This is a genomic window from Chryseobacterium sp. YIM B08800 (assembly GCF_026163565.1).
Taxonomy (GTDB): Bacteria; Bacteroidota; Bacteroidia; order Flavobacteriales; family Weeksellaceae; genus Chryseobacterium.
The window spans coordinates 19,829-44,114 of record NZ_JAPDKN010000022.1 but is presented as its reverse complement, the minus strand read 5'-3'; the positions used below and the strand labels follow the sequence as shown (position 1 = coordinate 44,114).

Sequence of the window (24,286 nt, the reverse complement as noted above, 5' to 3'; positions counted from 1 at the left end):
TTGAATATTTTAAGCGTTGTTCTAAAATGATAGAAATTATATTTTTGTTATTCTTTTTTCGAGGGTAAATTTCAGCTTTATCAAAAAATATTTTAGCACTATCTTTATTATTTTCTTTTGCAAAAGAATTGCCTTACAAAAGAAATAAAGACTTTCTTCTTTACGTCCTTCAAGCCTAAGTTTTTTCAGAATTTTCTCAGATTCTAGAATTGCTTTTTTTGCATCATTTATATTATTGCACATTAAATAATCAAAAGCCAAACCTCCAAATTCTTCTGAAAGAACTACCTCTCTATTTTGATTATATTTTTGTTTTTGCAGTTTTCTGATTTCTTCTATCGCTTTCTTTTTTATAGGAATTTCTTCAGCATATTTTTTTTCGTCATATAAAAAATTAGCCTCTGTGAACAAACTCATAATTCTTAGATTGGGATCATTTTCGGCTTCTGCTGTTCTTTTCATTTCAAGCAAATATTTTTCAGCCTCTTTTTCCATTCCAGACTTGTGATAAGCTACAGCCATTCTGTTAGATGCTAAAAAATGCTCCAGATTATTGTTTAGTTCTATAAAAACCGAATCAGCTTTTTGACCATAGAAAATACATTTGTTATAATTGTTTTTTTTTAAATAACCATCAGAAATGAGCTGAAAAGATTGAGCAATTTCATTTTTATCTTTTGCTATTTTCAACATTTTTTGCCCTACAGCTATATTTTGATCGGGGTTTTCTCCTTTTTGAGTCAGTAGTTTACCAAATTCTTTTCTTAATTCAGAATCGGTAACTCCTTGAGCTTGGAGACAGGTCATAAAGAATAGAAAGACCTTTACTAGTACTTTTTTTGTTTTCATCACATTGTGTTTTTGTGAAAAATGATCCTTAAAAGGAAGAATTTCTTAACGAATTTACAAACTTATTATCAATAAAAAATCAAAATATCAAAAAAAATCCCGAATAAAATCGGGATTAATCTTTTTTAATTTTATTAATCTAAAACGCTCCAACCCCTTTTGGGATTGGTGTTTGAAGAAACTTCCTGTTCGTTAACGATGATATTTTCTTTTCGCTGTCCGATGTAATCTAGCTCGCTCAGTTTTGAGAAAATAGTCTCTAAACTCCTTAACATCTGACTGATGTACAAAAGCGGTTCACCGGAATTATGATGATCATAATTGGTTTCAGCAACAGTAGAAAGCTGGTTTAGCAAAGTGTGTGGTGCAATTTCGCTCCATTCTAAGCTATAATTCAGCATTTCTTCCAATTCTCCGGGAACTAAAACCTGCGTTGAATTATACATTCTTAAAGCTAATGTAGCAAAAGTTTCGATTAAAAAAACCGGTGGTTGATACGGAATAATATTTCTGAACTGAAAATACATATCTCCAAAAGTATTCACCAAAACAGTACACAAAGCTTTTACATTTAATGCTAAAGCTGTATTTTGATTTTTATGCGAAGCTTTCTGAATGATTTTAAAAGCATATTGCTGTAAATTTCCAATAGATTTTGCAAATCCGTTGTAATAATCAATTAAAACCGGATGACTCTGAATCGATGTACACGGCGGAATGAAATTAGTATTTACCTGCGCAATATTTCCTTTAAAATCTACCTTCCCAACTACCAAATAATTTCCTCCCGAATGATTACTGTTCAAAGAGCTTACCGGAAGCAATTCAATATGATAATTAGCATGTGAATTCGGATGTCGAGGCGGAATTTCTTCAGGATCAATATCTCCAAAAGGTACTTTATCAAACGGATTTACCGATATCAAAATATAATATTCTCCATCCATTTGGTTTTCGTCAAGATTCAAAGATTTAGCCAAAGATTTTACGCTCACTCTCCTGTCTTTCAGCTCCAATCTGTAACCTGCTAAAGTTACGGCGCTGCAATTTTTGATAAACAATTGTACATCGTTGGTTGCCGTATTATGAACATCAAAAATAGTTTTATCGGTAAATTCGTTTGAAAGAGGCAGCAAACCGTAGTTATAATTAGTAATCCCAAGAGAATTACCATCTCTGATCGTATCTATTAAAAAATTATCTTGATCGTTGAGATGTTTCTGAGAAACTTTCATTCCATCAACCCAGTTGATAGCAAAATGTTTTATGGGCTGTATCATATTGTAGTACTTTTATTGATGTGATTTTGTTTTGATTTATTTTTTTCCTTCTTCTTCGTGCTGAATAACTCTTTTGCAGATCACCACTTCATTTTCTGAAATAGTATTGGTCGTAATATCCTGATCAAAATCTATGTATTTTCTAAAACTAAAGAACGATTTTTTGGTATAAAAAATCCAGTAATAAGATTCTCTGTGTTCGTCTGTTAAATGAATAACAGATTTAGGGTTTTTGTGATTATAATCGTCAACGACACGGAAAAACCAGTCTCCGAAAGTTACGCCTGTCGGTAAAGTTTTAGCTTTAATTCTAAAACGGTTTGCATCTTCAAGATTCTTGCTCAATTCAACATTTAAAACCATTAAACGGTCAAAGTCTGCTCCGTCAAAATCTGGTGGTTTCTGATCTGGAGAATATCTCCACGTTTTATAAATATCAACCGGAATACTGATTAACATTATATAACAATAATAAAAAACCATCGGTACAAAAAATATAAGGACGCTCGTTGCAGACATTACAGGATATCCTGCTCCTTTGCTGATCCATCCGAAAATTAAAACAAAAAGATAAGCTCCTACCAAGGCGCACGTTACCGATAAGACAGCTTCAAAAGTAATACTTGTAGTCTGCGATTGAAAATGCTTTCTGAAAAATGTATGCATCAAATTAACATGGATAATTCCGAAAATAAGATAAATAATCTGTGAAATAAGATACCAATACGGATTAAACGAGTTTCCTGAGAAACCGAAAAACCCTGGTAATGCAAGACACAAACTGCACAAGAGTACATAAACAATAATAACTCTGATTTTTATGGCAGGTTTGTTTTTTCTGATTACCCCTAAAATCACCATCATGATAATAGCAATAAGCGGGACGAAAATATACCTTAAAAATATACCTTTTACTGAAGAAATTTCCATTGATTTCTTTTAATATTTAGTTTGATTGATGAATTGTAAATATAATTAAAATATTTTACAGGAAAGTAGAATAACCGAGCCTGTTTGTATTTCTTTGATCGTCTTCCAGCACAAAAGAATAGTCTTTTTTTTCTGTGATGAAATTTTCTTCAACATCTACAGAAACAGGAAGGCAATAATCGTACAAAGCTTGCAAAACTTTTCTGAAAGGATGTCCCGGAATATAGTTTTTCATCTCGTCATAAGGAATTGGGCCTACATTTACAATCCAGTTTCTTTCACCATCCATGTGTTTTCCGCTTGCAATATAAGTAACTCCCAATCTTGAATTTCCGAGAAGAATAGACGAATCGTCTTCTTTCATTCTGTCGATTTCGTTGGGGGTAAAAGTAATCTCAACGGGAACTTTCAAAAAAGCGGTCATGCAGCGTTCAAACCATTTTTTATCACCTCTGATATTGTGAAAAAATGGCAAAACATGAAGAAAAATATAAGCATTTTGCTTATCAAGCATTTTAATAATTGGCCAAAGCTCGCTGAAAATATTGAGAAGCGAATCTGTATCACTCGCCAAATCAAAATCATATTCTTTCAGTAATGCACTGATTTCTGTAAAAAAAATCTCTAGTTCAAAAGGTCTGAAAAACTTTCGCGCATCATCTTCTACTCTTTTCTGCTTACGGATTTCTTTTACAACACTTTCTACATTTTTTCTTGAAGTATTGAGTGACGGCGGATGAAAAATTCCTTCCGGAAGATAGTCGTAAATGCCTTCGCGATATGTTTTAATACTGAGAACTTCCTCGTCAAAACCTAAATAATGACTTGAAATACTTTTAATATCTTTAAGATAAGCCCTGTCGTTTATTCCTATTCTTTCAATAAAAATATTGCTTACAGACTTATGATATTTAAGGAGATTTACAGCAACTGCTTCAGCCTTAAAATCTGTCTGCAGCTTATTATAAATCATATCTATGGTGCTGTTGTCGTACATATTTTTTTCCTGTGATCATGTTTGGTATCGTAAAGATAAAATATCTCTCTATATTGAAAAAGCATTTATCTCAAATTTTTATATTAAAAGATGTAATTTAATCTAAAATATTGATTTTCTAATGTATTAATCTTTGTTAAAATAAAAATGTTTAACGTTTAAAGGAAATTCTGGCAAGATTCAAAGTCTGTTTTACATAAAATTAACAGTGCTAAAACCAACAAAAAATTATTTTAAACGTAAATTTCCGTAAGGCTGACTTATCTTTGCAATTCGAAAATTATTTAAAGAAATGAAAAGTATTTATTCTAAAATTTTGCTTTTGGCATTCGTTGCAAGTTCATTGTATTCTTATGCATGGGGATTAACGGGTCACAGAGTGATTGCTGAGATTGCAGAAAATCATCTTTCAGGAAAAGCAAAGAGAGAGATCAAAAAAATGTTGGGGCAGGAAAGAATGGCGTATTGGGCAAACTGGCCAGATTTTATTAAGTCTGATACTACAGGAGCTTGGAAACAGGCTTCAGCTTGGCATTATGTAAACATTGATCCACAGACAGATTTTACAGCTTTTGAAAAAGATTTGAAAGCGCAGGCCGGAGCTAATCTTTATTCGCAAATTAAAGTATTATCTAGTCAAATCAAGGATGAAAAAACATCTGAAAAAGACAGAAAAATTGCTTTAATTTTCCTTATTCACATGATGGGAGATTTGGCACAACCAATGCACACTGGAAGATCAGGAGATCTAGGTGGAAACAAAATTAATGTTACTTATTTTGGAGATAAAACAAATCTTCACTCAGTTTGGGACGGAAAATTGGTAGATTCACAAAAATACAGCTACACAGAATATGCAAAGCTTTTGGATATTAAATCTAAGGATGAAGTAAAGCAAATTCAATCGGGAACTTTAGAAAACTGGTTGTACGATTCTCATCAGATTGCCAATAAAATTTATGCACAAACTCCAGAAGGATCAAAATTATCTTACGATTATCAGTATAAATTTAATGATACCATGGAAAGACAGCTTCTTTACGGAGGTTTAAGATTGGCAAAATTGTTGAATGATTTGTTTTAAAAGTAAATAGTTGATGGTTTTTAGTTGACTGTCAAACTACCTTATATTATAAAGCGGAACTTTGGTTTCGCTTTTTTTTGTGAAAGTTATTCTACTAAACCTAACAGATTTTGAAAACCTGTTAGGTTTTCAAAATCTGTTAGGTTTTTTAAAGCGGTAAGTTATCATTAGCCCCGATTGGAGCATTTGTTTGAGCTCATTTTATGTTTTAGTTGCGGCAAAGCCGCCGCAAAAACATAAAATAGCGAGTGCGAAAAGCGGGAAAAAGCTCCTAATAAATATAAAGGGAATAATTTACAACTAAATTCTCAACATCATTTTAATTAAATAAAAAATTTTTGTAACCTGTGTAACCTTTTTAATGTTTCAAACGTATAATGTAATAGCAACTCTATTTTTGAGAATAAAATAAATGAGACAATTAAAAATAACCAAGCAGGTTACCAACAGGGAAACCGCTTCATTAGACAAGTATTTGCAGGAAATTGGTAAAGTAGAACTAATTACAGCAGACGAAGAGGTAGATTTGGCACAGAGAATTCGTGCAGGTGACAGAGCCGCATTGGAAAAATTGATCAAAGCCAACCTTCGTTTCGTAGTATCTGTATCGAAACAGTACCAAAACCAAGGTCTTTCTTTACCCGATTTAATTAATGAAGGGAATTTAGGATTGATGAAAGCTGCAAAAAGATATGACGAAACCAGAGGTTTCAAATTTATCTCTTATGCGGTTTGGTGGATTCGTCAGTCGATTTTACAGGCTTTGGCAGAGCAGTCTAGAATTGTAAGATTGCCTTTGAACAAGATTGGATCGATTAATAAGATCAACAAAGCTTACGCTCACCTTGAGCAGGAGAACGAAAGACCACCTTCTCCGGAAGAATTGGCTGAAGTTCTTGACATGAGCGAGGAAGATATTAAAGAATCTATGAAAAACTCCGGAAGACATTTGTCTATGGATGCGCCTTTGGTAGAAGGTGAAGATTCTAACCTTTATGACGTTTTACGTTCTGGAGAATCTCCAAGCCCGGATAAAGACTTGATGCTTGAGTCTCTTCAAATCGAGATTGAAAGAGCATTGAATACTTTAACACCGAGAGAGGCTGATTTGGTAAGATTGTATTTCGGATTAAACGGAAAACATCCAATGACCTTGGAAGAAATCGGAGAAACTTTCGATCTTACGAGAGAAAGAGTTCGTCAGATTAAAGAAAAAGCAATTAAAAGACTGAAACACAATACAAGAAGTAAGATTTTGAAGTCTTATTTAGGTAAATAATTTTTAGTTTAAATAATTATTAAGCGGAGTTTGATTTTTTCAGACTCCGTTTTTTTGTATTTTTAAACAATGGAAATATATTTTATTTTCGGTACTATGATTTCTTTTTTCATTTTTGGAAACTTGGGAATCCACCTTTATTATAAGAAAAAACATGAAAGTTTTCTTGATTCTTTAAAAGGTAAAGATTTTACTTTAATTAAAAATCTTGATATGGAAATGGAATCGTCGGGCAAAATAAGGCATAGATATCAATTTAATAAATCTGATGTTGTCATATTAGAAAATGAAATATTCCTCTTACTTTTCAACAAACCCATAAGACAAGCTCAGCCCATTTTACAAATAAGCAATAGTAATTTTGTATCTGATAATATTTCTAAAAAAATCTCTTTTGATTCAAAATTTAGAGTACAGGGTAAACTTAGAATACAAGGAACTTTTGGAAAAGGTATAACAAGTGAAAAATATAAAATATTTTTAGATTTTAATAAAACTGATTTTGATTTGAATACAATTTTTGAATCTTGTTGAAATGAATAATTTAGTACAAATAAATGCAGAGTTTGAAGAAAATCAAACTCTACTTTTTTATAAAAATTTTAAAGTATCTTCAATTCATTAAAATAATAAATTAAACAATACTTTTGTCATTCAGAACGAAGCGTAGCGAAGTGAAGAATCTCAATATTTTAAATTAAAGAGAACTTTCAGAGATTTCTCCTATCGTCGAAATGACAAACGAAGTAAAAAACAAACATGAAAAAAATAATTATTGCCTCTACTCTATTTTTATTAATAGTTTCCTGTTCAGAAAAATCAGAAACCAATCCTTTAGAAAATAATACGGTTGATAATGTAGAATCATCAGTTTCAAATTCTTTAAAAAGTGTACGTGGAAAAGGAAATATGGTTCTTGAAATTTATTCTGAACTTCTCAAGAATGATAAAAATTTACAAGATTTAGAACAGCGAATTGAAAAGATAAGAACCGAAACACAATCCGTAGTTTCAGAGTACGAAAAAATAATCTATAAATCTGATAGTTATTATAATGATGCAAAACATTTAACAAGATCTATCAGTGATTCTTTAATGAAGAAAGAGATTGAAAGAGAAATTAAATTTAGTTCTGAAAGATATGATTTAAAAACACAAAAAATCAAAGATTTAATTGTGAAAATTAATCAGAATATTAGTATTATAGAAAATCATTACATTACTTTCAAAATCAAAAAAACACTCCCCGAAATTGAAAAATATCAAAATGCTCATCCTTTAAAAACAGATAGCTTAAATAATTTCATCAACAAGCAAAATCAATTGTTAAACGAATTGAAAAACGTAAAATAAATCTTTGCCACGAATACACGAATTTTTCTTAATTATCATTTAAAATTATTCGTGCATTCGTGGCATTACATTCTAAATTAAAAATGAATCAAATTTCAATCATCGGAGCCGGAATTGGTGGTTTAACTTTAGGAAATATTCTAAAACAACACCATTTAGATTTTACCATTTACGAATCTGCTCTGGAAATAAAACCTGTCGGAGCCGGAATTATGATGGCTGTGAATGCGATGCAGATTTTTGATAAATTGGGTTTAAAAGAGAAAATTGAAAGTCGAGGAAATAAAATTCACGGAATATTTATTACCGATGAAAATCTAAAAACTATTTCTACGACAAACGTTTTGGCTTTAGAAAAGAAATTCAATTCTTGTAATGTTGCCATTCACAGGGCTGAACTTCAGAATATTTTAGCTGAAAATTTAAGTTTTGAAAATATAAAACTCAATCATTCATTACAGCAAATTCAGAAGAAAGAAAATTATCTTTTAGAATTTGAAAATGGTTTTACAGCAAAAAGTAAAATCGTTTTTGGAGCCGATGGAATTCATTCTAAAATCAGAAACCAAATCTTTAAAACTGGAAACATCCGAAATGCCGGACAAAAATGTTGGCGTGGTTTAACCGATCTTGAACTTCCCGAAAAATACAATCATCATGCTTTAGAAATTTGGGGAAAAGGAAAACGTTTTGGTTTTGTGAAACTTTCCGGAAAAATGGTTTATTGGTATGCTTTAGTGAATGAAAATAAATTTAAAGAAAATCTTAATCTAACAGAAGTATTTAACGATTTTGATTCTTTGGTTTTAGAAATTTTAAAATCAACGAGAAAAGAAAATATTATTCTGAATGATATCATCGACCTCGCTCCTATTCCAAAATGGTATGCTGAAAACCTTTGTTTGATTGGCGATGCCGCTCATGCCACAACTCCAAATATGGGACAAGGTGCTTGTCAGTCGATTGAAGATGCGTATGTCATTGGAAAATTATTAGAAAAAAATCAAAACTTCAATTCTGTTTTTGAAGAATTTCAGAGTATCAGAAGAAAAAAAGTAGATGAGATTGTTAAAAATAGTTGGACAATCGGTAAAATTTCTCAATGGGAAAAGGGAAATCAACTAAGGAATTTTTTGATGCGTTCGATTCCTGAAAGTATCAATCAGAAAATGGTAGAAAAGATTTTAAAGCTGGAGATATAAAAAAAGAAACTCGATTTGAATTTCTTTTTTCATTATTTTATTTCAGATTTTACGGAACCGCATTTAAGCATCGAACTTCCGTAGTAAGGATTGACAATCTGTTTTTCGTTACTCAACCAGCTTCCTTCTGCCATCGGGCAATATTGTACGAAAATAGTTTTATCTGAAATTTTATTTTCTTTAGCAACAGCAATCATTACCTCAGATAATCTGTAAAAAGGTTTTCTCTGTGCATCAATATTTTTTGCTGATGAAATTGTTTTTGCATCTGATTTTAAAGAGTTTAGTTTCTTTGCATCTAAAGATTTTGAATTGACTGACGAAGCTGTTTTCAAAAATTCTCCGGCTGCAGCCGATGTTTTCTTAAAATCATCAGAAGCCAACGCAGATTTTACAGAAATGTAATTCTGATATAGTTTTGATAATTGCGGATTCGTTTTCGACTGTGCATTTACAGATAAAACGGCAAATATTGAAAACAGAAAAGTAATGAAATGTTTTTTCATTTTAATTTTACAAATTATAGTTTTTAAAATGCCACGAATTCACGAATTTTAAATTACTCTATGTAAAAATTATTCGTGAATTCGTGGCATTAAATATTATTTAATCTTAAATTCAAGCTTTACATTAAAGAATCTTCCAGTCAAACGCACCGGAACAGGATACATCAAACTTGAATTAGCATCTGTAATCCATTGATTGGCAATTGTATTATTGATATTAAATGCATTAAAAACCTGAACTCCTAAAGTTAGTTCATCAAAATTACTTAAGAAACCATAAGTTTGCTTTTTTGCTTTAGCATCTACAAATGCATAAGAAAGTCCCAAATCTACCCTTTTATAAGAAGGCAAAGTTTTCTGATACTGATAAGGATCTGTGAAAACCGGCGCTCCGTTTGGTAATCCCATTGCATACGTTAAAGTAAGATTTACACGCATTTGTGGAAATTTCGGCATATAATCCTGATAAAACATTGCAAATCTGAAACGCTGATCTGTCGGTCTCGGAATATTTCCTCTTCCGTCAATATTTTCAAAAACCCTTGCATAACTTGCAGAAAGCCAAGAATCTACACCCGGAACAAATTCTCCGAATAATCTTGTATCAATACCGTAAGCGTAACCTGAAGCATTATTTTGTCCCGAATAACGAATTCTCACATTATCCATATAATACGGAATTACATTATCCATTTTTTTATAATATAATTCTGTTGTTAATTTAAATGGTCTGTTTTCAAACTCAAATTCGGTTTCATTGGCCAAAATTGCCTGAATCGATCTTTGAGATTTTATATTAGAATTAAAATTACCATTCAAATCTTTAATTTCTTTATAAAAAGGAGCCTGATAATACACACCTCCAGAAAGTCTGAACCACATTTCTGTATTCCAGTCAGGTTTTATTGCAAACTGAGCTCTTGGTGAGAAAATAGTTTCGTCATTAAAACTCCAGTGTGCAACTCTTGCTCCACCATTTACCAAAACTTTACTTGCGCCCCAGTAAAACTTCTGAGAATACTGCGCATAAGCCGATAATCTCGTTGGTTGAATGTGATTAGCTCCAGAAATACTGTAAAATAAATCTAAATCTGAAGCATCTGGAAATCTAGGATCATCAACCGGATGCGGAATGCTGTAACCTGAAGAGTCCACCAATTTCCATTCGTTGGTTAAATCCCTAAGATTTTCTTTTTCATATTTAAAACCTAATTCAATATCGGTATTCACATTCGGTGAAAAGCGGGTTCTGAATTGTGTTCCGTATGTTCTTACAAAAAGATCATTTCTTGCATGCTCAATTTGTCCTCCAACATCATAAGACGTAATCGGAGCTCCTGTAATCGGGTCAAAAGTCTGCAGAATATAACTTGATGCAATAGAATAATATTCTCTTTCACGATTCTGATAAGAAAAACTGTCGAGTGTAAATCTCCATTTATCCGAAGCTTTATAGTTTACGGAAAATGTACCCATCATGTTTTTATACTGATCATTTTCTTTACCGTTATAAAAAACAGATAAATTCATGGGTTGATTTATTGTTCCAAAATCTACACTTCGTTCTTTAGGAATCATTTCGTAATCATTCTTAGAATAATATCCGATAAATGAAAGTGAAAGTTTGCTGTTTACATGATAATTCAGATACGACTGAAAATCGTAATATGTTGGATTAAAATCGGTGTCTTCATTTAAAGTATTCAGAACCAGATTTGTATTTCTGTATCTTCCTGAAAATAAAGCCGTAAATTTCTTATTTCCGTTTTCATCTTCTTTTCCTGATGCAAAACCTGTAGTTAATCTTCCGCCAATTAAACTCGCTTCACCGGAAAGTTCAAACTTTTTAGGCTCACGATAATAAATATTTAAAGCAGAAGACATTTTATCACCGTATCTCGGCTCAAAACCTCCCGCAGAAAAGTTAACTGCAGAAACCATATCCGGATTGATAATACTTAAACCTTCCTGCTGAGAATTTCTAATCAGAAAAGGTCTGTAAATTTCAATATCATTAATATAGATAAGGTTTTCGTCATAGTTTCCACCACGCACCATATATTGTGAAGAAAGCTCGGTGTTTGAATTTACCGACGGAAGTGTTTTTAGCATTCCCTCTACACCGCCAGAAATACTTGCGACATTTTTGGCATCTTTAGCTGAAATTCTTACTGCAGTAACATCGTTGGTTCTCCCGGTAACTTTTTTCTGGAAAACAACTTCCTCAATATTGGAAACCCTTGTTGTCGTAGTATCTCTTTTTCTTGCTTGTGAGAATACCAAGACAGGTACCATAAGGCTTAGTGGTAAAACTAGTTTTTTCAAAAGGAATTATTTATAATTTCTAAAATTAAGTATTTTTTAACAATTATAGTATAGATTCTCTTACTCTTGTGAGTTTTTGTAATAAATCTTCCAATAAATCTAATCTTAGCATGTTTGCTCCATCAGAAAGAGCCGTTTCCGGAGTTGGATGAGTTTCTATAAAAAGTCCGTCTGCACCAACAACAATTCCTGCCTTAGCAATTGTTTCGATAAGATCTGGTCTTCCACCTGTAACTCCTGAACTTTGATTAGGCTGCTGTAAAGAATGCGTAACATCCAGAATTACGGGAGCATATTCTCTCATCGTAGGAATTCCTCTGTAATCAACAATTAGATCGGTATATCCAAAAGAATTTCCTCTTTCTATAATTGCCACTTTTTGATTATTTGAATCAGTAATTTTCTGAACGGCAAATTTCATTGATTCAGGAGAAAGAAACTGTCCTTTTTTCAAAGTAACACATTTTCCTGTTTCAGCTGCAGCAACCAAAAGATCAGTTTGACGAACCAAAAATGCAGGAATCTGAAGAACATCCACATATTGTGCAGCCAAAGCAGCATGCTCATTTTCGTGAATATCTGTTGTGGTAGGAATATTAAAAGTCTCTCCTACTTTTTTAAGAATTTCCAAAGATTTTTCTTCACCAATTGTTGTGAAAGAATCTACTCTGCTTCGGTTTGCTTTCTTAAAACTTCCTTTAAAAATATAAGGAATATTATATTTATTGGTCAGCTCAATTACTTTTTCAGCAATTCTTAATGCCATATCTTCGCCCTCAATAATACACGGGCCAGCAATTAAGAAAAAGTTTTTAGAGTCTTTGTGCTGTATGTTATCTAAATGTTGAATCATTGGATTTTACTTTGTTTTTCTTTAATTATACTTTCTAATTGATTGATATTTTTTTGATAACGATTGATATTAGGTTGAGATTTCAGTTCTTTCAACCATTTTTCTGCAATTGTAAAATTACTATGATGAGCACTCGATGCTATCGTATTTATCATCGCTTCAATTTTATTGTTTTCTGTAGTAAAAGTAGATAAGTTTTTAGTTAAAAAATCATCTGCTTCTTTTAATTTTTCTTGATGTACAAGTGCATAAATATATTCTTTTTTTACAAGATCATCAGCCTTTTTATTCTTTATTGCTTCAGCAGAAATCTTTTCAGCTTCTGCAAATTTTCCCATTGCATTATACGAAAAAACCAATTCAAAATATAACGCTTCTGTTCGATAATTATTATTATAAAGTTGAAGAAGTTTTGGTAATGCCAATTGAGGGAAATTTGCTCCATTCATTGAACTTGCTCTTCGCAGAGATTTTTCATTTTCGGGTGCGGAACTTAAATAAATTTTTAACCATTCAGGCTGAGTTGGTAAACTAAATTTTTTCAGCATCTCGTCTAAAACCAAAGCACTTTTAAATGAAAGGTTCTCAATCCTAACTTTCATTGAAGAAACTTTAGCATCTTCTCTCTCTTTAAATTTTAACACACCGTCTTCTTCATAAAGATCTCCCATATAATCAAACGTGTAGCCTGCGGTTTCGTCAAAATACATAAAGCCAAAATTAAATTTCTTTTCACCTTGTTTTACAGGTAAAACAATATAATGGTTTTCTGCATCCGGAACATTAGTTTCAAATTTCAAATCTGAAAACTTTTGAGAATAAGCAAATAAGCTTAATGTAATTAGTGAGCTAATAAGTATTTTTTTCATAAGTGTATTTTTTTTAAAATCTTCTCAAAAGTATTAATATTTCTGCTGGTAAACTGATCTTTCAGGCTTTTTTTACCTAAAACTTTTCCAAAGCTGGAATCTAATGTATTTCCTTTTGAAACCCGCCAATAAAATATATTGCTTACAATCTCTGCTTTTTCGTTTTCAGATTTTGATGCATTTTCAAACTCATTTATTAGAATATTTTCTACATTTTCATTACCGACAAAAGCATAGGTGTGAAAATCTTCATTTTTTTCAAAAGGATTTTTAGTCCAAAACAATTCTGTTTCTTCTGCTGTCTTTACAAATAGAAATGCTTCATAATTAAAATGTTCAGACATTGCTTTTTCAAGAATTATCTTAAGCTCATCTGTATTTTTATCTGAGCTGAAAACAATATTTCCCGAAGCCAAAACCGAACTTACATTTTCCATTCCGGAGTTTTTGAAAACCTGGCAGATTTCCGCCATTTTCATGTTGGTTCCTTTTACATTTACGCCACGGAGAAAAGCACAGTATTTCATTTTGTTTTAGAGTTTTAGAGTTTTAGAGTTTTAGAGTTTTAGAGTTTTAGAGTTTTAGAGTTTTAGAGTTTTAGAGTTCAAAATTACTTTTTACTTTTTACTTTTTACTTTTTACTTTTTACTTTAATACAAATCATTTTAATACAAATCATTTTACCTTTTCATACAAATTATAGTCTGTTCCTGAAGGTTTCAGTTTGTAAATTTTCTCTAAAATAGGATAATCGCTTTTCAAATGATCTTTTATTCTGAATTCATTCAAAAGACGGTAATTGGTTTTGTAATAGGTTGAATCTTTATCCTGAAATAAATCTCTGTAAGAAAGCATATATTTTGGTTTCCTTTTTTTCACCGTATTGATCCAAGAATTAGCTTTGTCTTTTTTAATTTCTTGCTGAATTTGCTTGTCAACCAATCCCACTTCGTCAATCGTTTTTAAACGTGAAAAATAAGGAACATAACCAGCAGGTTCCAGTAAAATCCACTGTTTTTTATCTTTTTCGTATGTATTTAAAAATAATCCGATTGATCTTCTGTAGTTCCATTCACCATTTCCTGTGGCAATAGAATGTATAGTTTGGAAAGCCAACATCGGTACAATATAAATAAGAATCAATAAAGTCAGCCAAAGGTTTCTTTTTACTTTCTGTTCTAAAACAAAGATTAAAACCGGAACGAACAATAAAATCTGCGGAACCCAATAATACCAATCGAACAAGCTTTTTTGTGAAAGAAAAACAATCTGTTTTGTCCACGCAAACAGAAAAATAATCCAAAGAAAATAGTTTCTTTTTTCTCTTTGTCTTATTAAATAAATAAAACAAAGGAGCTCAAAAAGCGCAATTACAATCGTAATCGGATTAAAATCTCCGGGTAATTTCAGCATTCCCCAGAAGTTGCCGTAGTTTAATCTAAAATATTCTATGTTTTGATGTAAAGTAAATACTTTATCATACGCCAATTTCTTTGCGACAATCGTATTATTGACCAATTCACCGAAGTAGAACCAATTGAAAGAAAGACAAACTGCAACTCCCAAAATTCCACCTAGAATATAACTCCATCTGATTTTTTTATTCCAAAAAACATCCACTAAAAATACAATTCCGAGAAAAATAACCGTGTCGATTCTGGTAAATAATATGAATGTGGGAAGTAAAATAAAAGCCCATTTTTTCTCTTTTTTGAAACCATAATACAGCAATGCCATTTCAAGGAAAAACAGAATTCCGTATTCCATTCCGAGAATTGAAATCTTTATTGAAGGTGGTAAAATTCCAAATAAAAAGATGAAAATTGCTTTATGCCAATTATTTTTAAATAAAAGATGTGACAGAAATAAACTTCCTATTGTAAAAAGCGTAGAATTAAAAATAAGCAACGGCTCTATAAAATTTTCTTTTCCGAAAATCAGATTAAAAATATACGAGACAAAAACATATAAATGCGTTGTAGATGCCGATATTTTTGTAGCTCCGTTGAAACCGATTACTCCGTAATCCATAAGATTTTGGGCAACCCGCCAAGTGATAAATGCATCCTCCTGAATGTGGTGCGTTAATAAAAAATAAAGTTTTGCAATAATTGCAAAAAATACAGCGTAGATTGGGAGATTCTTGTTTTTAGATTCAGCCATTGCGTTTTTTTAGTTACACAAATATAATCCTAAATTTCAGGAATATCAAACATAAAAAAAACGGAACCGAAGTTCCGTTTTAAGTATTTATTTTATTGAGTTGCTTTGATGATCGCCGTGGTAATCTGATCTTCTTTTTCTTTAGCATAAGTAGAATCGAATGGTTCCATCACATCAAATAAATATTGATAAAAAGGTGTGATTTTCTGCACATTTTCAGATTCTTTCATTGCTTTTTCTTTACCCATTTGTTGAAGATCTTTGATGAATACATTAAATTTCTTATCAATCGGCTCAATAGATTTCACAAGATAATTGTAAGCTTTCTCATTCTGACCTATTTTTTTGTAGGCATCGGTTACTGAAGTCACTACTAATGAATATTCCATTGGTTTTGATCTCATCGGTCTTCCTACATATCCTTGTTCAGAAGGGCTTAAAGATAAATAATAATCGTATTCTTCAAAAATTCCTTTTTTAAGAACTTCGGCTAATTTCAATCCTTTTTCTTCTTGTCCGGCAACGATGTATCCGTAAACCATTGAGCTTAAAGAACGAGGATCATTATATTTTTCTGCAGGAATTTCTCTTGTAGCAATATCTAATATTTCTAAAGCTTTTGCTTTCTGACCAGATAATGCTAAAGCTGCCGCTGCTCTACTTGCAGAGCTTCTGTAGGCCATAATGTTTGAAGTTGCCGTTTCATCAAAGTGCACTTTCAAATTTTTGAAATTACCCCATCTGTAGTTTTTCACAACATTATATAATGAGTTTGCATCTACTCTTCCCATTTCTCCGTCGCTGCTTCTTGGTGTATGAATAGGAACCAGTTGGTAACTGAAACCATCAAACTGAAGATATTCGTCTAAGAAGAAAATGTTTTCGCTTTCATAAACTCCACCTGAAGAGAAGTTAATCGGACGTTTCCAATCGAAGTTTGCCAAGATATCAAACATCATCAGGTTATTCTTGTATAAAGTTCCTGATTTATAATTAACAACGATTTGATCTACTGTATTTGGAAGGTCTGAAGCATTGATGATTCCTGCTTTTACCGCATTTGCTTTGTTTACAGGAATTACAAACTTGCTTACCGGAAGGAAATTGTATTTTTCGTAACGCTCTTCTCCAAAAATCATTTTTAAAACTTCATCTTTTTCAGGAGATTTCATTTTAATAAAATTCATTGCTTCTTTCAAAGTCATAGAATCCTGAACCAAATATTTCTCAAAAGGCTGAATCATACTTTGAGGAGCACCAGCTTCTTGAAGATTGGCAATAATGTTTTTCCAGTCGTTATTTTTCATCAAATAAATCTGGTCATTCACACCGTCTCTGTAATCTTCATGAGTAAGCTGACTAGGAATCGGATTCGAATTATACGTTTTTCTCTTTACCTGATCGATGTTCCAAGGAGTTGAAAGCAAAGTAAAGTTAACTACTTTCACATCATCTCTGAATCTTTCAGTCTCCTGCATTGCCCAAACCGGATACGTATCGTTATCACCGTAAACAAATAAAATATCTTCTTTTGGTAATGATTTTAATACTGAATAAGAATAATCGTACGCTGTATATCTATTGCTTCTGTCGTGTACATTATAATTTTGGAAGCCCATCATAAATGGAACACCCAACAAAATAACTCCGAAACCGATATTTGCTACATTTGATTTTACTTTAGACTGTAAATACCAAAGAATTGCTCCGGCTCCCAAACCAATCCAAATCGCAAAAGCATAGAACGAACCAACCATTGCATAATCTCTTTCTCTTGGTTCGAAAGGTTTTACTCCCGTGTAGAAAATAATTCCGACACTCGTTAAAACAAATAATGATAAGATTGCATAGAATCTTCCAAAATCTCTGCTGAACTGGAAATAACATCCTAAAATTCCTAATAATAATGGTAAAAAGAAGAATGCAACAGTACTTTCATTTTTATATTTTGCAGGCATTGCATCCTGATTTCCTAAAATTGCATTATCAAGCGGTGCAATTCCTGAAATCCAGTTACCTCTTGTAGTATCTCTTGTTCCTTCAAGATCATTTTGTCTACCCGCAAAGTTCCATAATAAATATCTTAAGAAATAATATCCGTTTTGGAAAGTAATAAAATAATCCATGTTCTGCATAAAAGATGGCTTCTGAACAGTGATTAAATTATAAGGTCTTACTTTTAAATAATCTGCAGCCGTAATAGATCCGTCTTCATATTTAGCTCTCAACTCGTCAAAAATCTGTTTTGCTTCAGGGCTGTCTGCAACATCTTCGTTTGCATAATTAAATTTAAAATCTGGTGCGCCGTACATAGAAATGTAATTAGACATTACATCTTTATCATCATTAAACATTCTTGGCATTAAGCTCACCTGAGACTTATCAAAAACATAATTGAAACGCTCACTCGTTTTTCTGTAAGTTCCTGTTTTTTCGTCTTTTTCGTAAACATCACCAGTTTTTGTAGTTTTAAAACTACCGTCTTCATTTTTCTGAATTCCGTTTGCATCCAAAAATGCAGTATAGTTTTGCCCGTAAATTGTAGGCCAGTCTCCGTATTGCTCTCTGTTGTAATAATCAAGCATACCAATTGCAGTATCAGGATCATTAAGGTTCATTGGTGGGTTTGCATTTGCTCTGATCGGAATTACCATCCAACAAGAGAAACCAATTATCATATAAACCACAGATAAAGCTACCGTCTGGAAAATATTTTTCTTCGATTTTCTTGCATATCTTATGAAGAAATAGCACAATGCTACCATAATAATAAAACCAGCAATCGTTCCTGAATGGAAAGGCAGTCCTAAACCATTTACAAAGAAAATTTCAAGTCTTCCGAATAAAGACATGATTACTGGGAAAATAATTTTAAATACAATAATTAAAATTCCTAAAGTAATAAGGTTGGCAAAAATGAAATTCTTCCAGGTAAATTGGTAGTTTCTTGCGTAATAAACCAAGCAAACAGCAGGAATTGCAAGCATTCCCATCATGTGAACCCCCACAGAAAGTCCTAAAATAAAGAAGATTAAAATAATCCATCTTTCATTGTCTTTCTCAAGATATTCGTTTTCCCATTTAGTAATTAACCAAACTAAAAGCGCAATGAACATCGACGCCATTGAGTACACTTCACCCTCCACTGCTGAAAACCAAAATGTATCAGAAAAGGTAAAACATAAAGCTCCGATAACTCCTGCAAAAAGAATAGAAATCTCTTGGTGTTTTGTGATTTCTTCAAAATCTTTGTTAAGAAGCCTTCTTACAAAATGAGTAATCGTCCAGAACAGAAACAAAATTGTAAATGCGCTGAATAATGCCGACATTGCGTTGATCACGATAGAGTAATTTTCACCTTTACCTAAAGCAAAAATGGCAGCTACTGCTCCCACAATCTGAAATAAAGCCGCTCCGGGTGCGTGCGTTACTTCTAATTTTACTGCTGAAGAAATGTACTCACCACAATCCCAAAAACTAAAGTTGGGTTCTATCGTTGATAAGTACGTGAAAAATGCAATAACGAAAGTCACCCATCCGAGAAGGGTGTTCCATTGCCTAAAAGTCCAGTTTTTCATAGTATAAAATCAATTATGCGAAAATAAGGTTTTTAGATTAGTTTATATTGATTTTAACAAAATTTAAAAATTATGGCGTAGTTTTTGTCTTGTTCGGTAGGCTGCAAGCAAAAATAAATCACCTATTTATACAAATAGCGAACTTATAATTAACTAAAAGTTTAGAAATTATTTATTTTTTTGTATTTTTGCGGTCAGATTTTTATTGAAAAATAACAAATAATGAGTAATGTTTACGATAATATTCTTGGCTTAATTGGGAGTACCCCTTTGGTAAAACTAAATACCGTAACTAAAGAAATTCCTGCCACCATTTATGCTAAGTTAGAATCATATAATCCTGGACATTCCACTAAAGATAGAATCGCACTTCATATTATAGAAAACGCTGAGAAAAAAGGTTTATTAAAGGAAGATTCTGTAGTTGTAGAAACCACTTCAGGAAATACCGGTTTTTCACTTGCAATGGTTTGCATCATTAAAGGATACAAATGCATTTTAGCGGTGAGCGACAAGACAAAACCCGAAAAAATAGCTTATCTGAAGGCTCTTGGAGCTACAGTTTATGTATGTCCTGCGAATGTACCTGCGAATGACCCGAGATCATATTATGAAGTAGCGAAGAGAATTGCTGCTGAAACTCCAAATTCGGTGTATATCAATCAGTACTTTAATGAGCTGAATATTGATGCGCACTATCATACAACCGGTCCTGAAATTTGGGAGCAGACTCAAGGAAAAATTACTCACCTTTTTGCTTGTACGGGTACTGGTGGAACCTTATCCGGGTCTGCAAAATTCTTAAAAGAGAAGAACCCTGATATCAAAATTATCGGTGTTGATGCAGACGGATCTATTTTAAAAAGTTTCCACGAAACCGGAGAGATTCACAAAGAAGATGTACATCCTTATCAGATTGAAGGAATGGGAAAAAATTTAATTCCTTCCGCTCTTCTTTTTGATAAAATCGATGAGTTTGTAAGAGTAAACGACGAAATGTCTGCTTACAGAACCAGAGAAATTGCTTTAAAAGAAGCGATTATGGGAGGTTACACAACCGGTGCAGTTACTCAGGGATTAATGCAGTATGCCAATTCTCACCAGTTTTCAGAAAATGATTTGGTTGTTTTGATCTTCCCGGATCACGGATCGAGATACATTACCAAAGTTTACAGTGATAAATGGATGGCTGAGCAAGGTTTCGTTAATAATTGTTTTCACAATTACGAAGAAGTCTTTAAGACCGAAATCATTAAATAAAATTTTAATACAAATACAAGTAAAGCCTTTTTTGTAATCCACAAAAGGCTTTTTTACTTAAAAAATTACGAATAATAATGTTGGATATTTTTGAAAGAATAAAAGAAAATCCAGGACCTCTTGGACAGTTTGCAGATTATGGTGAAGGATATTTTATTTTCCCTAAACTAGAGGGTCCTATCGGCCCGAGAATGCAGTTTCAGGGAAGAGAAGTAATTTTCTGGAGTGCTAATGATTATTTGGGAATGTGCAACCATCCTGAAGTTTTGGAAGCAGATGCTAAAGCTGCCGCAGAATACGGAATGTTTTATCCGATGGGAGCAAGAGCAATGTCTGGTGAAACGCATCAGCATTTGCAACTGGAAAAGGAATTGGCAGAATTCGTACAAAAAGATTCAGCATATTTATTAAATTTCGGTTACCAGGGAATGGTTTCTACCATCGATGCTTTGGTAAGCAGAAATGACGTAATTGTTTACGACGTAGATTCTCACGCTTGTATCGTAGACGGTGTAAGACTTCATGCCGGTAAGAGATTTACTTACAGACACAATGATATTGAAAGTCTTGAGAAAAATCTTAAAAGAGCAACTAAGGTTGCAGAAGAAACTGGTGGTGGTATTTTGGTAATTACTGAAGGGGTTTTCGGAATGAGAGGACAACAAGGTAAACTGAAAGAAATCTGCGAATTAAAATCAAAATACAACTTTAGACTTTTAGTTGATGACGCACACGGTTTCGGAACTCTCGGTGAAACAGGAGCCGGAGCTGGAGAAGAGCAAGGATGTCAGGATCAGATTGATGTTTATTTCTCAACTTTTGCAAAATCAATGGCTGGTTTCGGAGCATTTATCGCAGGTGATAAAGAAATCATCAGATATTTGAAATTCAATTTAAGATCTCAGATTTTTGCTAAATCTTTAACAATGCCAATGGTAATCGGAGGTTTGAAAAGATTGGAATTGCTAAGAACAAGACCTGAAATTAAAGCTAAACTTTGGGAAAATACCCTAAAATTACAAAACGGACTTAGCGAAAGAGGTTTCAACATTGGTGATACCAATACTTGTGTAACTCCGGTAATGATGCAAGGTTCTCCAGTAGAGGCAACTCTTTTGGTAAAAGACTTGAGAGAAAATTACGGAATCTTCACCTCTGTAGTGGTTTATCCTGTAATCCCTAAAGGAATGATTTTATTAAGATTAATTCCTACCGCTTCTCACACAGATGCAGAAATTAACGAAACATTAGCTGCGTTTGATGCTATTCACGACAAATTAAAAAGTGGACACTACAAAGAGCAGGAGCAAAAATTACTATCTGAACAAGGTTTAAGTTTCAAAGAAATTTAAGACTAAACATAATTTTTTATAATTGCCACGAATGCACGAATATTTTATTTGTGTATTCGTGGCAAAACTTTTCAAAACCTAAACAGATTCATAAAGATTTAGAATAAATTTGCAAAAAAATTCCTTTTGAAAGATCTCCTTCTCATCACTCCGCCTTTTACACAACTCAATACTCCTTATCCTGCGACAGCTTATATTAAAGGTTTTCTGAATACCAAAAATATCTCAAGCTATCAAATTGATTTGGGTATCGAAGTGATTTTGGACTTATTCTCAAAAGATGGAATTCAGAAAATTTTTGATACCGAAATTGATCTGCAGAATATTTCAGAAAACTCGCAGCGAATTTTTGCTTTAAGAGATGAATATTTAAAAACAATCGATCAGGTAATTTTATTTCTCCAGAATAAAAATCCTACTTTGGCAAGACAGATCTGTTCGATGAATTTTCTTCCCGAAGCTTCCCGATTCAACCAGTTGGATGATATGGAATTTGCTTTCGGAAATATGGGACTTCAGGATAAAGCTAAACATTTGGCAACTTTATACTTAGAAGATTTATCTGATTATATTGTTGAAAATGTAGATTCAGATTTTGGATTTAGCAGATATGCTGAAAGATTAGGAAAATCTGCCAATTCTTTTGACGAACTATATTTAAAACTAAATGATTCTCAAACATTTATTGACGATTTTACCTTAAAAATCTTACATAAAAAATTAGAATTGGTTCAACCTAAACTTGTTTGTTTTTCAATTCCTTTTCCCGGAAATTTATATTCAGCTTTTCGTTCAGCAAAATTTATAAAAGAAAATTATCCGCACATTAAAACTGCGATGGGTGGTGGTTTTCCGAATACTGAATTAAGAGAAATTAAAGATCAAAGAGTTTTTGAATTTTTCGATTTCATCACTTTAGATGATGGTGAAGTTCCTTTAGAATTAGTTTATGAAAATGTTTGTCATTCTGAGCAAAACGAAGAATCTCATTTCAAAAGAACTTTTTTAATTGAAAACCAAGAAGTTACCTACAAAAATAATTCTACCAAACACGATTACAAACAATCGGAAATAGGAACTCCAGATTATACTGATTTACAATTAGATAAATATATTTCAGTCATTGAAATTGCCAATCCGATGCACAGTTTATGGAGCGACGGAAGATGGAATAAATTGACAATGGCACACGGTTGCTATTGGGGAAAATGTACTTTTTGCGATATTTCCTTAGATTACATCAAAATTTATGAACCCATTTCTGCCAAAATTTTGGTTGACAGAATGGAAGAATTAATTAAAACAACAGGCGAAACCGGATTTCATTTTGTAGACGAAGCCGCTCCTCCAGCTCTGATGCGAGAAGTTGCTTTAGAAATTTTACGAAGAAATCTTGTCGTAACTTGGTGGACCAATATTCGTTTTGAAAAAAGCTTCACTCAGGATTTATGTTTTCTTTTAAAACTTTCGGGTTGCGTTGCGGTTTCGGGCGGGCTTGAAGTTGCAAGTGATCGATTGTTGAAATTAATTGACAAAGGGGTTTCTGTAGACCAGGTTGCAAAAGTTACCAAAAATTTTACCGAAGCAGGAATTATGGTTCATGCTTATTTGATGTATGGTTACCCTACTCAAACCATTCAGGAAACTGTAGATTCTTTGGAAATGGTTCGTCAGCTTTTTGAAATGGGAATTTTGCAAAGTGGTTTTTGGCATCAGTTTGCAATGACGGCACATTCTCCGGTTGGGCAGAACCCTGAAGAATTTGGAGTGACTCCAATTAAGCAGGAAATTAAATTTGCCAATAATGATATTGATTTCAAAGATAAAACCGGAATCGATCACAGTAAATTTAGTTTTGGTTTAAAAAAATCTCTGTTCAATTTCATGCACGGAATTAATTTTGAAATTCCTTTGCAGGATTGGTTTGATTTTAAAATTCCGAAAACAACGATTCATCCAGATTATATTCACGACTGTTTGTTGGATGAAGATCAATTTAGTTTTAAAGGAAATTCTAAAGTTATATTTTTAGCGAAAAACGTAATCGCTGAGAATTACGTAAAAACAAAAAAGCAGAACTCATGGGCATATACGAGAATTACGTTTCATTTACGAACCAACATTGTTAAGGTAGAGCTAGAACAGGAAAAAGCAGACTGGCTGATAAAAATTATTTCTGAAAACACTTTTGAAAGTCCGAAACGTATTACACTTCAGCAACTTAAGCTTAATTTTGAAGAAAAATTTGATGATTTTGAATTATTCTGGTTTTCAAAACCAATGCAGCAATTAAAAGAAAACGGAATTATTTTGAGTTTGTAAATTGCAAACTTATACTTAAAGCATTATTTTTTAAATTCTATTTAACGCAAAATTTCATTCAATTATATCAAATTTGTCACTCCG

The 24,286-nt window shown here is 32.5% G+C and carries 19 protein-coding genes; 8 read left to right on the top strand and 11 right to left on the bottom strand.

Features of this window, described 5'->3' with window-relative positions:
- Positions 1–36: 36 nt before the first annotated feature.
- The 4 genes from OEW74_RS09580 to OEW74_RS09565 form a co-directional block, all read right to left on the bottom strand.
- Positions 37–849: a hypothetical protein gene (locus tag OEW74_RS09580; RefSeq protein ID WP_265428262.1), complete on the bottom strand. Its 813-nt coding sequence runs from the start codon at positions 847–849 to the stop codon at positions 37–39.
- 134 nt (positions 850–983) lie between these two features.
- Positions 984–2,129, bottom strand: a complete 1,146-nt coding sequence (locus tag OEW74_RS09575) for a hypothetical protein (RefSeq protein WP_265428261.1) — start codon at positions 2,127–2,129, stop codon at positions 984–986.
- Positions 2,130–2,165: 36 nt separating this feature from the next.
- The gene (locus tag OEW74_RS09570; protein WP_265428260.1) at positions 2,166–3,059 is read right to left on the bottom strand and encodes a TssN family type VI secretion system protein; all 894 of its coding nucleotides are present in this window, start codon (positions 3,057–3,059) and stop codon (positions 2,166–2,168) included.
- Positions 3,060–3,114: 55 nt separating this feature from the next.
- Complete coding sequence (locus OEW74_RS09565; RefSeq protein WP_265428258.1) at positions 3,115–4,056, bottom strand: type VI secretion system baseplate subunit TssG; 942 nt, start codon at positions 4,054–4,056, stop codon at positions 3,115–3,117.
- 292 nt (positions 4,057–4,348) lie between these two features.
- On the opposite strand from OEW74_RS09565, the gene OEW74_RS09560 reads away from it, so the two are divergent.
- The 5 genes from OEW74_RS09560 to OEW74_RS09540 all read left to right on the top strand — a co-directional run bounded on the left by OEW74_RS09560 (position 4,349) and on the right by OEW74_RS09540 (position 8,974).
- Positions 4,349–5,140 carry a S1/P1 nuclease gene (locus OEW74_RS09560; RefSeq protein WP_265428257.1) on the top strand — a complete coding sequence of 264 codons (792 nt, stop codon included), beginning with the start codon at positions 4,349–4,351 and terminating at the stop codon, positions 5,138–5,140.
- A 412-nt stretch (positions 5,141–5,552) separates the two neighbouring features.
- A complete protein-coding gene (locus OEW74_RS09555) occupies positions 5,553–6,419 on the top strand; it encodes a sigma-70 family RNA polymerase sigma factor (RefSeq protein ID WP_027385416.1) in 867 nt (288 codons plus the stop codon).
- A gap of 69 nt (positions 6,420–6,488) precedes the next feature.
- The gene (locus OEW74_RS09550) at positions 6,489–6,953 is read left to right on the top strand and encodes a hypothetical protein (RefSeq protein ID WP_265428254.1); all 465 of its coding nucleotides are present in this window, start codon (positions 6,489–6,491) and stop codon (positions 6,951–6,953) included.
- Positions 6,954–7,178: 225 nt separating this feature from the next.
- Positions 7,179–7,772: a hypothetical protein gene (locus OEW74_RS09545; RefSeq protein WP_265428253.1), complete on the top strand. Its 594-nt coding sequence runs from the start codon at positions 7,179–7,181 to the stop codon at positions 7,770–7,772.
- A gap of 83 nt (positions 7,773–7,855) precedes the next feature.
- Positions 7,856–8,974 carry an FAD-dependent monooxygenase gene (locus OEW74_RS09540; RefSeq protein ID WP_265428252.1) on the top strand — a complete coding sequence of 373 codons (1,119 nt, stop codon included), beginning with the start codon at positions 7,856–7,858 and terminating at the stop codon, positions 8,972–8,974.
- A 32-nt stretch (positions 8,975–9,006) separates the two neighbouring features.
- Here the strand turns inward: OEW74_RS09540 and OEW74_RS09535 are convergent, their stop codons facing one another.
- From OEW74_RS09535 to OEW74_RS09505, 7 genes are all read right to left on the bottom strand, one after another.
- The gene (locus OEW74_RS09535; RefSeq protein WP_265428251.1) at positions 9,007–9,480 is read right to left on the bottom strand and encodes a DUF3347 domain-containing protein; all 474 of its coding nucleotides are present in this window, start codon (positions 9,478–9,480) and stop codon (positions 9,007–9,009) included.
- A gap of 96 nt (positions 9,481–9,576) precedes the next feature.
- Positions 9,577–11,805 carry a TonB-dependent receptor plug domain-containing protein gene (locus OEW74_RS09530; RefSeq protein ID WP_265428250.1) on the bottom strand — a complete coding sequence of 743 codons (2,229 nt, stop codon included), beginning with the start codon at positions 11,803–11,805 and terminating at the stop codon, positions 9,577–9,579.
- A gap of 43 nt (positions 11,806–11,848) precedes the next feature.
- Positions 11,849–12,658, bottom strand: a complete 810-nt coding sequence (gene kdsA, locus OEW74_RS09525; protein WP_066676633.1) for a 3-deoxy-8-phosphooctulonate synthase — start codon at positions 12,656–12,658, stop codon at positions 11,849–11,851.
- Positions 12,655–13,527: a hypothetical protein gene (locus OEW74_RS09520; RefSeq protein WP_265428249.1), complete on the bottom strand. Its 873-nt coding sequence runs from the start codon at positions 13,525–13,527 to the stop codon at positions 12,655–12,657. The genes kdsA and OEW74_RS09520 overlap by 4 nt, the downstream gene beginning before the upstream one ends.
- Positions 13,524–14,054 carry a DUF1697 domain-containing protein gene (locus OEW74_RS09515; RefSeq protein WP_265428248.1) on the bottom strand — a complete coding sequence of 177 codons (531 nt, stop codon included), beginning with the start codon at positions 14,052–14,054 and terminating at the stop codon, positions 13,524–13,526. The genes OEW74_RS09520 and OEW74_RS09515 overlap by 4 nt, the downstream gene beginning before the upstream one ends.
- A 148-nt stretch (positions 14,055–14,202) precedes the next feature.
- Complete coding sequence (locus OEW74_RS09510; protein WP_265428247.1) at positions 14,203–15,690, bottom strand: hypothetical protein; 1,488 nt, start codon at positions 15,688–15,690, stop codon at positions 14,203–14,205.
- Positions 15,691–15,782: 92 nt separating this feature from the next.
- The gene (locus OEW74_RS09505) at positions 15,783–19,268 is read right to left on the bottom strand and encodes a DUF2723 domain-containing protein (RefSeq protein WP_265428246.1); all 3,486 of its coding nucleotides are present in this window, start codon (positions 19,266–19,268) and stop codon (positions 15,783–15,785) included.
- A 222-nt stretch (positions 19,269–19,490) separates the two neighbouring features.
- Here OEW74_RS09505 and OEW74_RS09500 point away from each other — a divergent pair, with 222 nt between their 5' ends.
- From OEW74_RS09500 to OEW74_RS09490, 3 genes are all read left to right on the top strand, one after another.
- Positions 19,491–20,528, top strand: coding sequence for a PLP-dependent cysteine synthase family protein (locus OEW74_RS09500; protein ID WP_265428245.1), 1,038 nt, complete (start codon positions 19,491–19,493; stop codon positions 20,526–20,528).
- Between the two features lie 80 nt (positions 20,529–20,608).
- Positions 20,609–21,880 (top strand): aminotransferase class I/II-fold pyridoxal phosphate-dependent enzyme, encoded by a 1,272-nt coding sequence (locus tag OEW74_RS09495; protein WP_265428363.1) that lies wholly within the window; start codon positions 20,609–20,611, stop codon positions 21,878–21,880.
- Between the two features lie 126 nt (positions 21,881–22,006).
- Positions 22,007–24,202: a B12-binding domain-containing radical SAM protein gene (locus OEW74_RS09490; protein WP_265428244.1), complete on the top strand. Its 2,196-nt coding sequence runs from the start codon at positions 22,007–22,009 to the stop codon at positions 24,200–24,202.
- Positions 24,203–24,286: the final 84 nt, after the last annotated feature.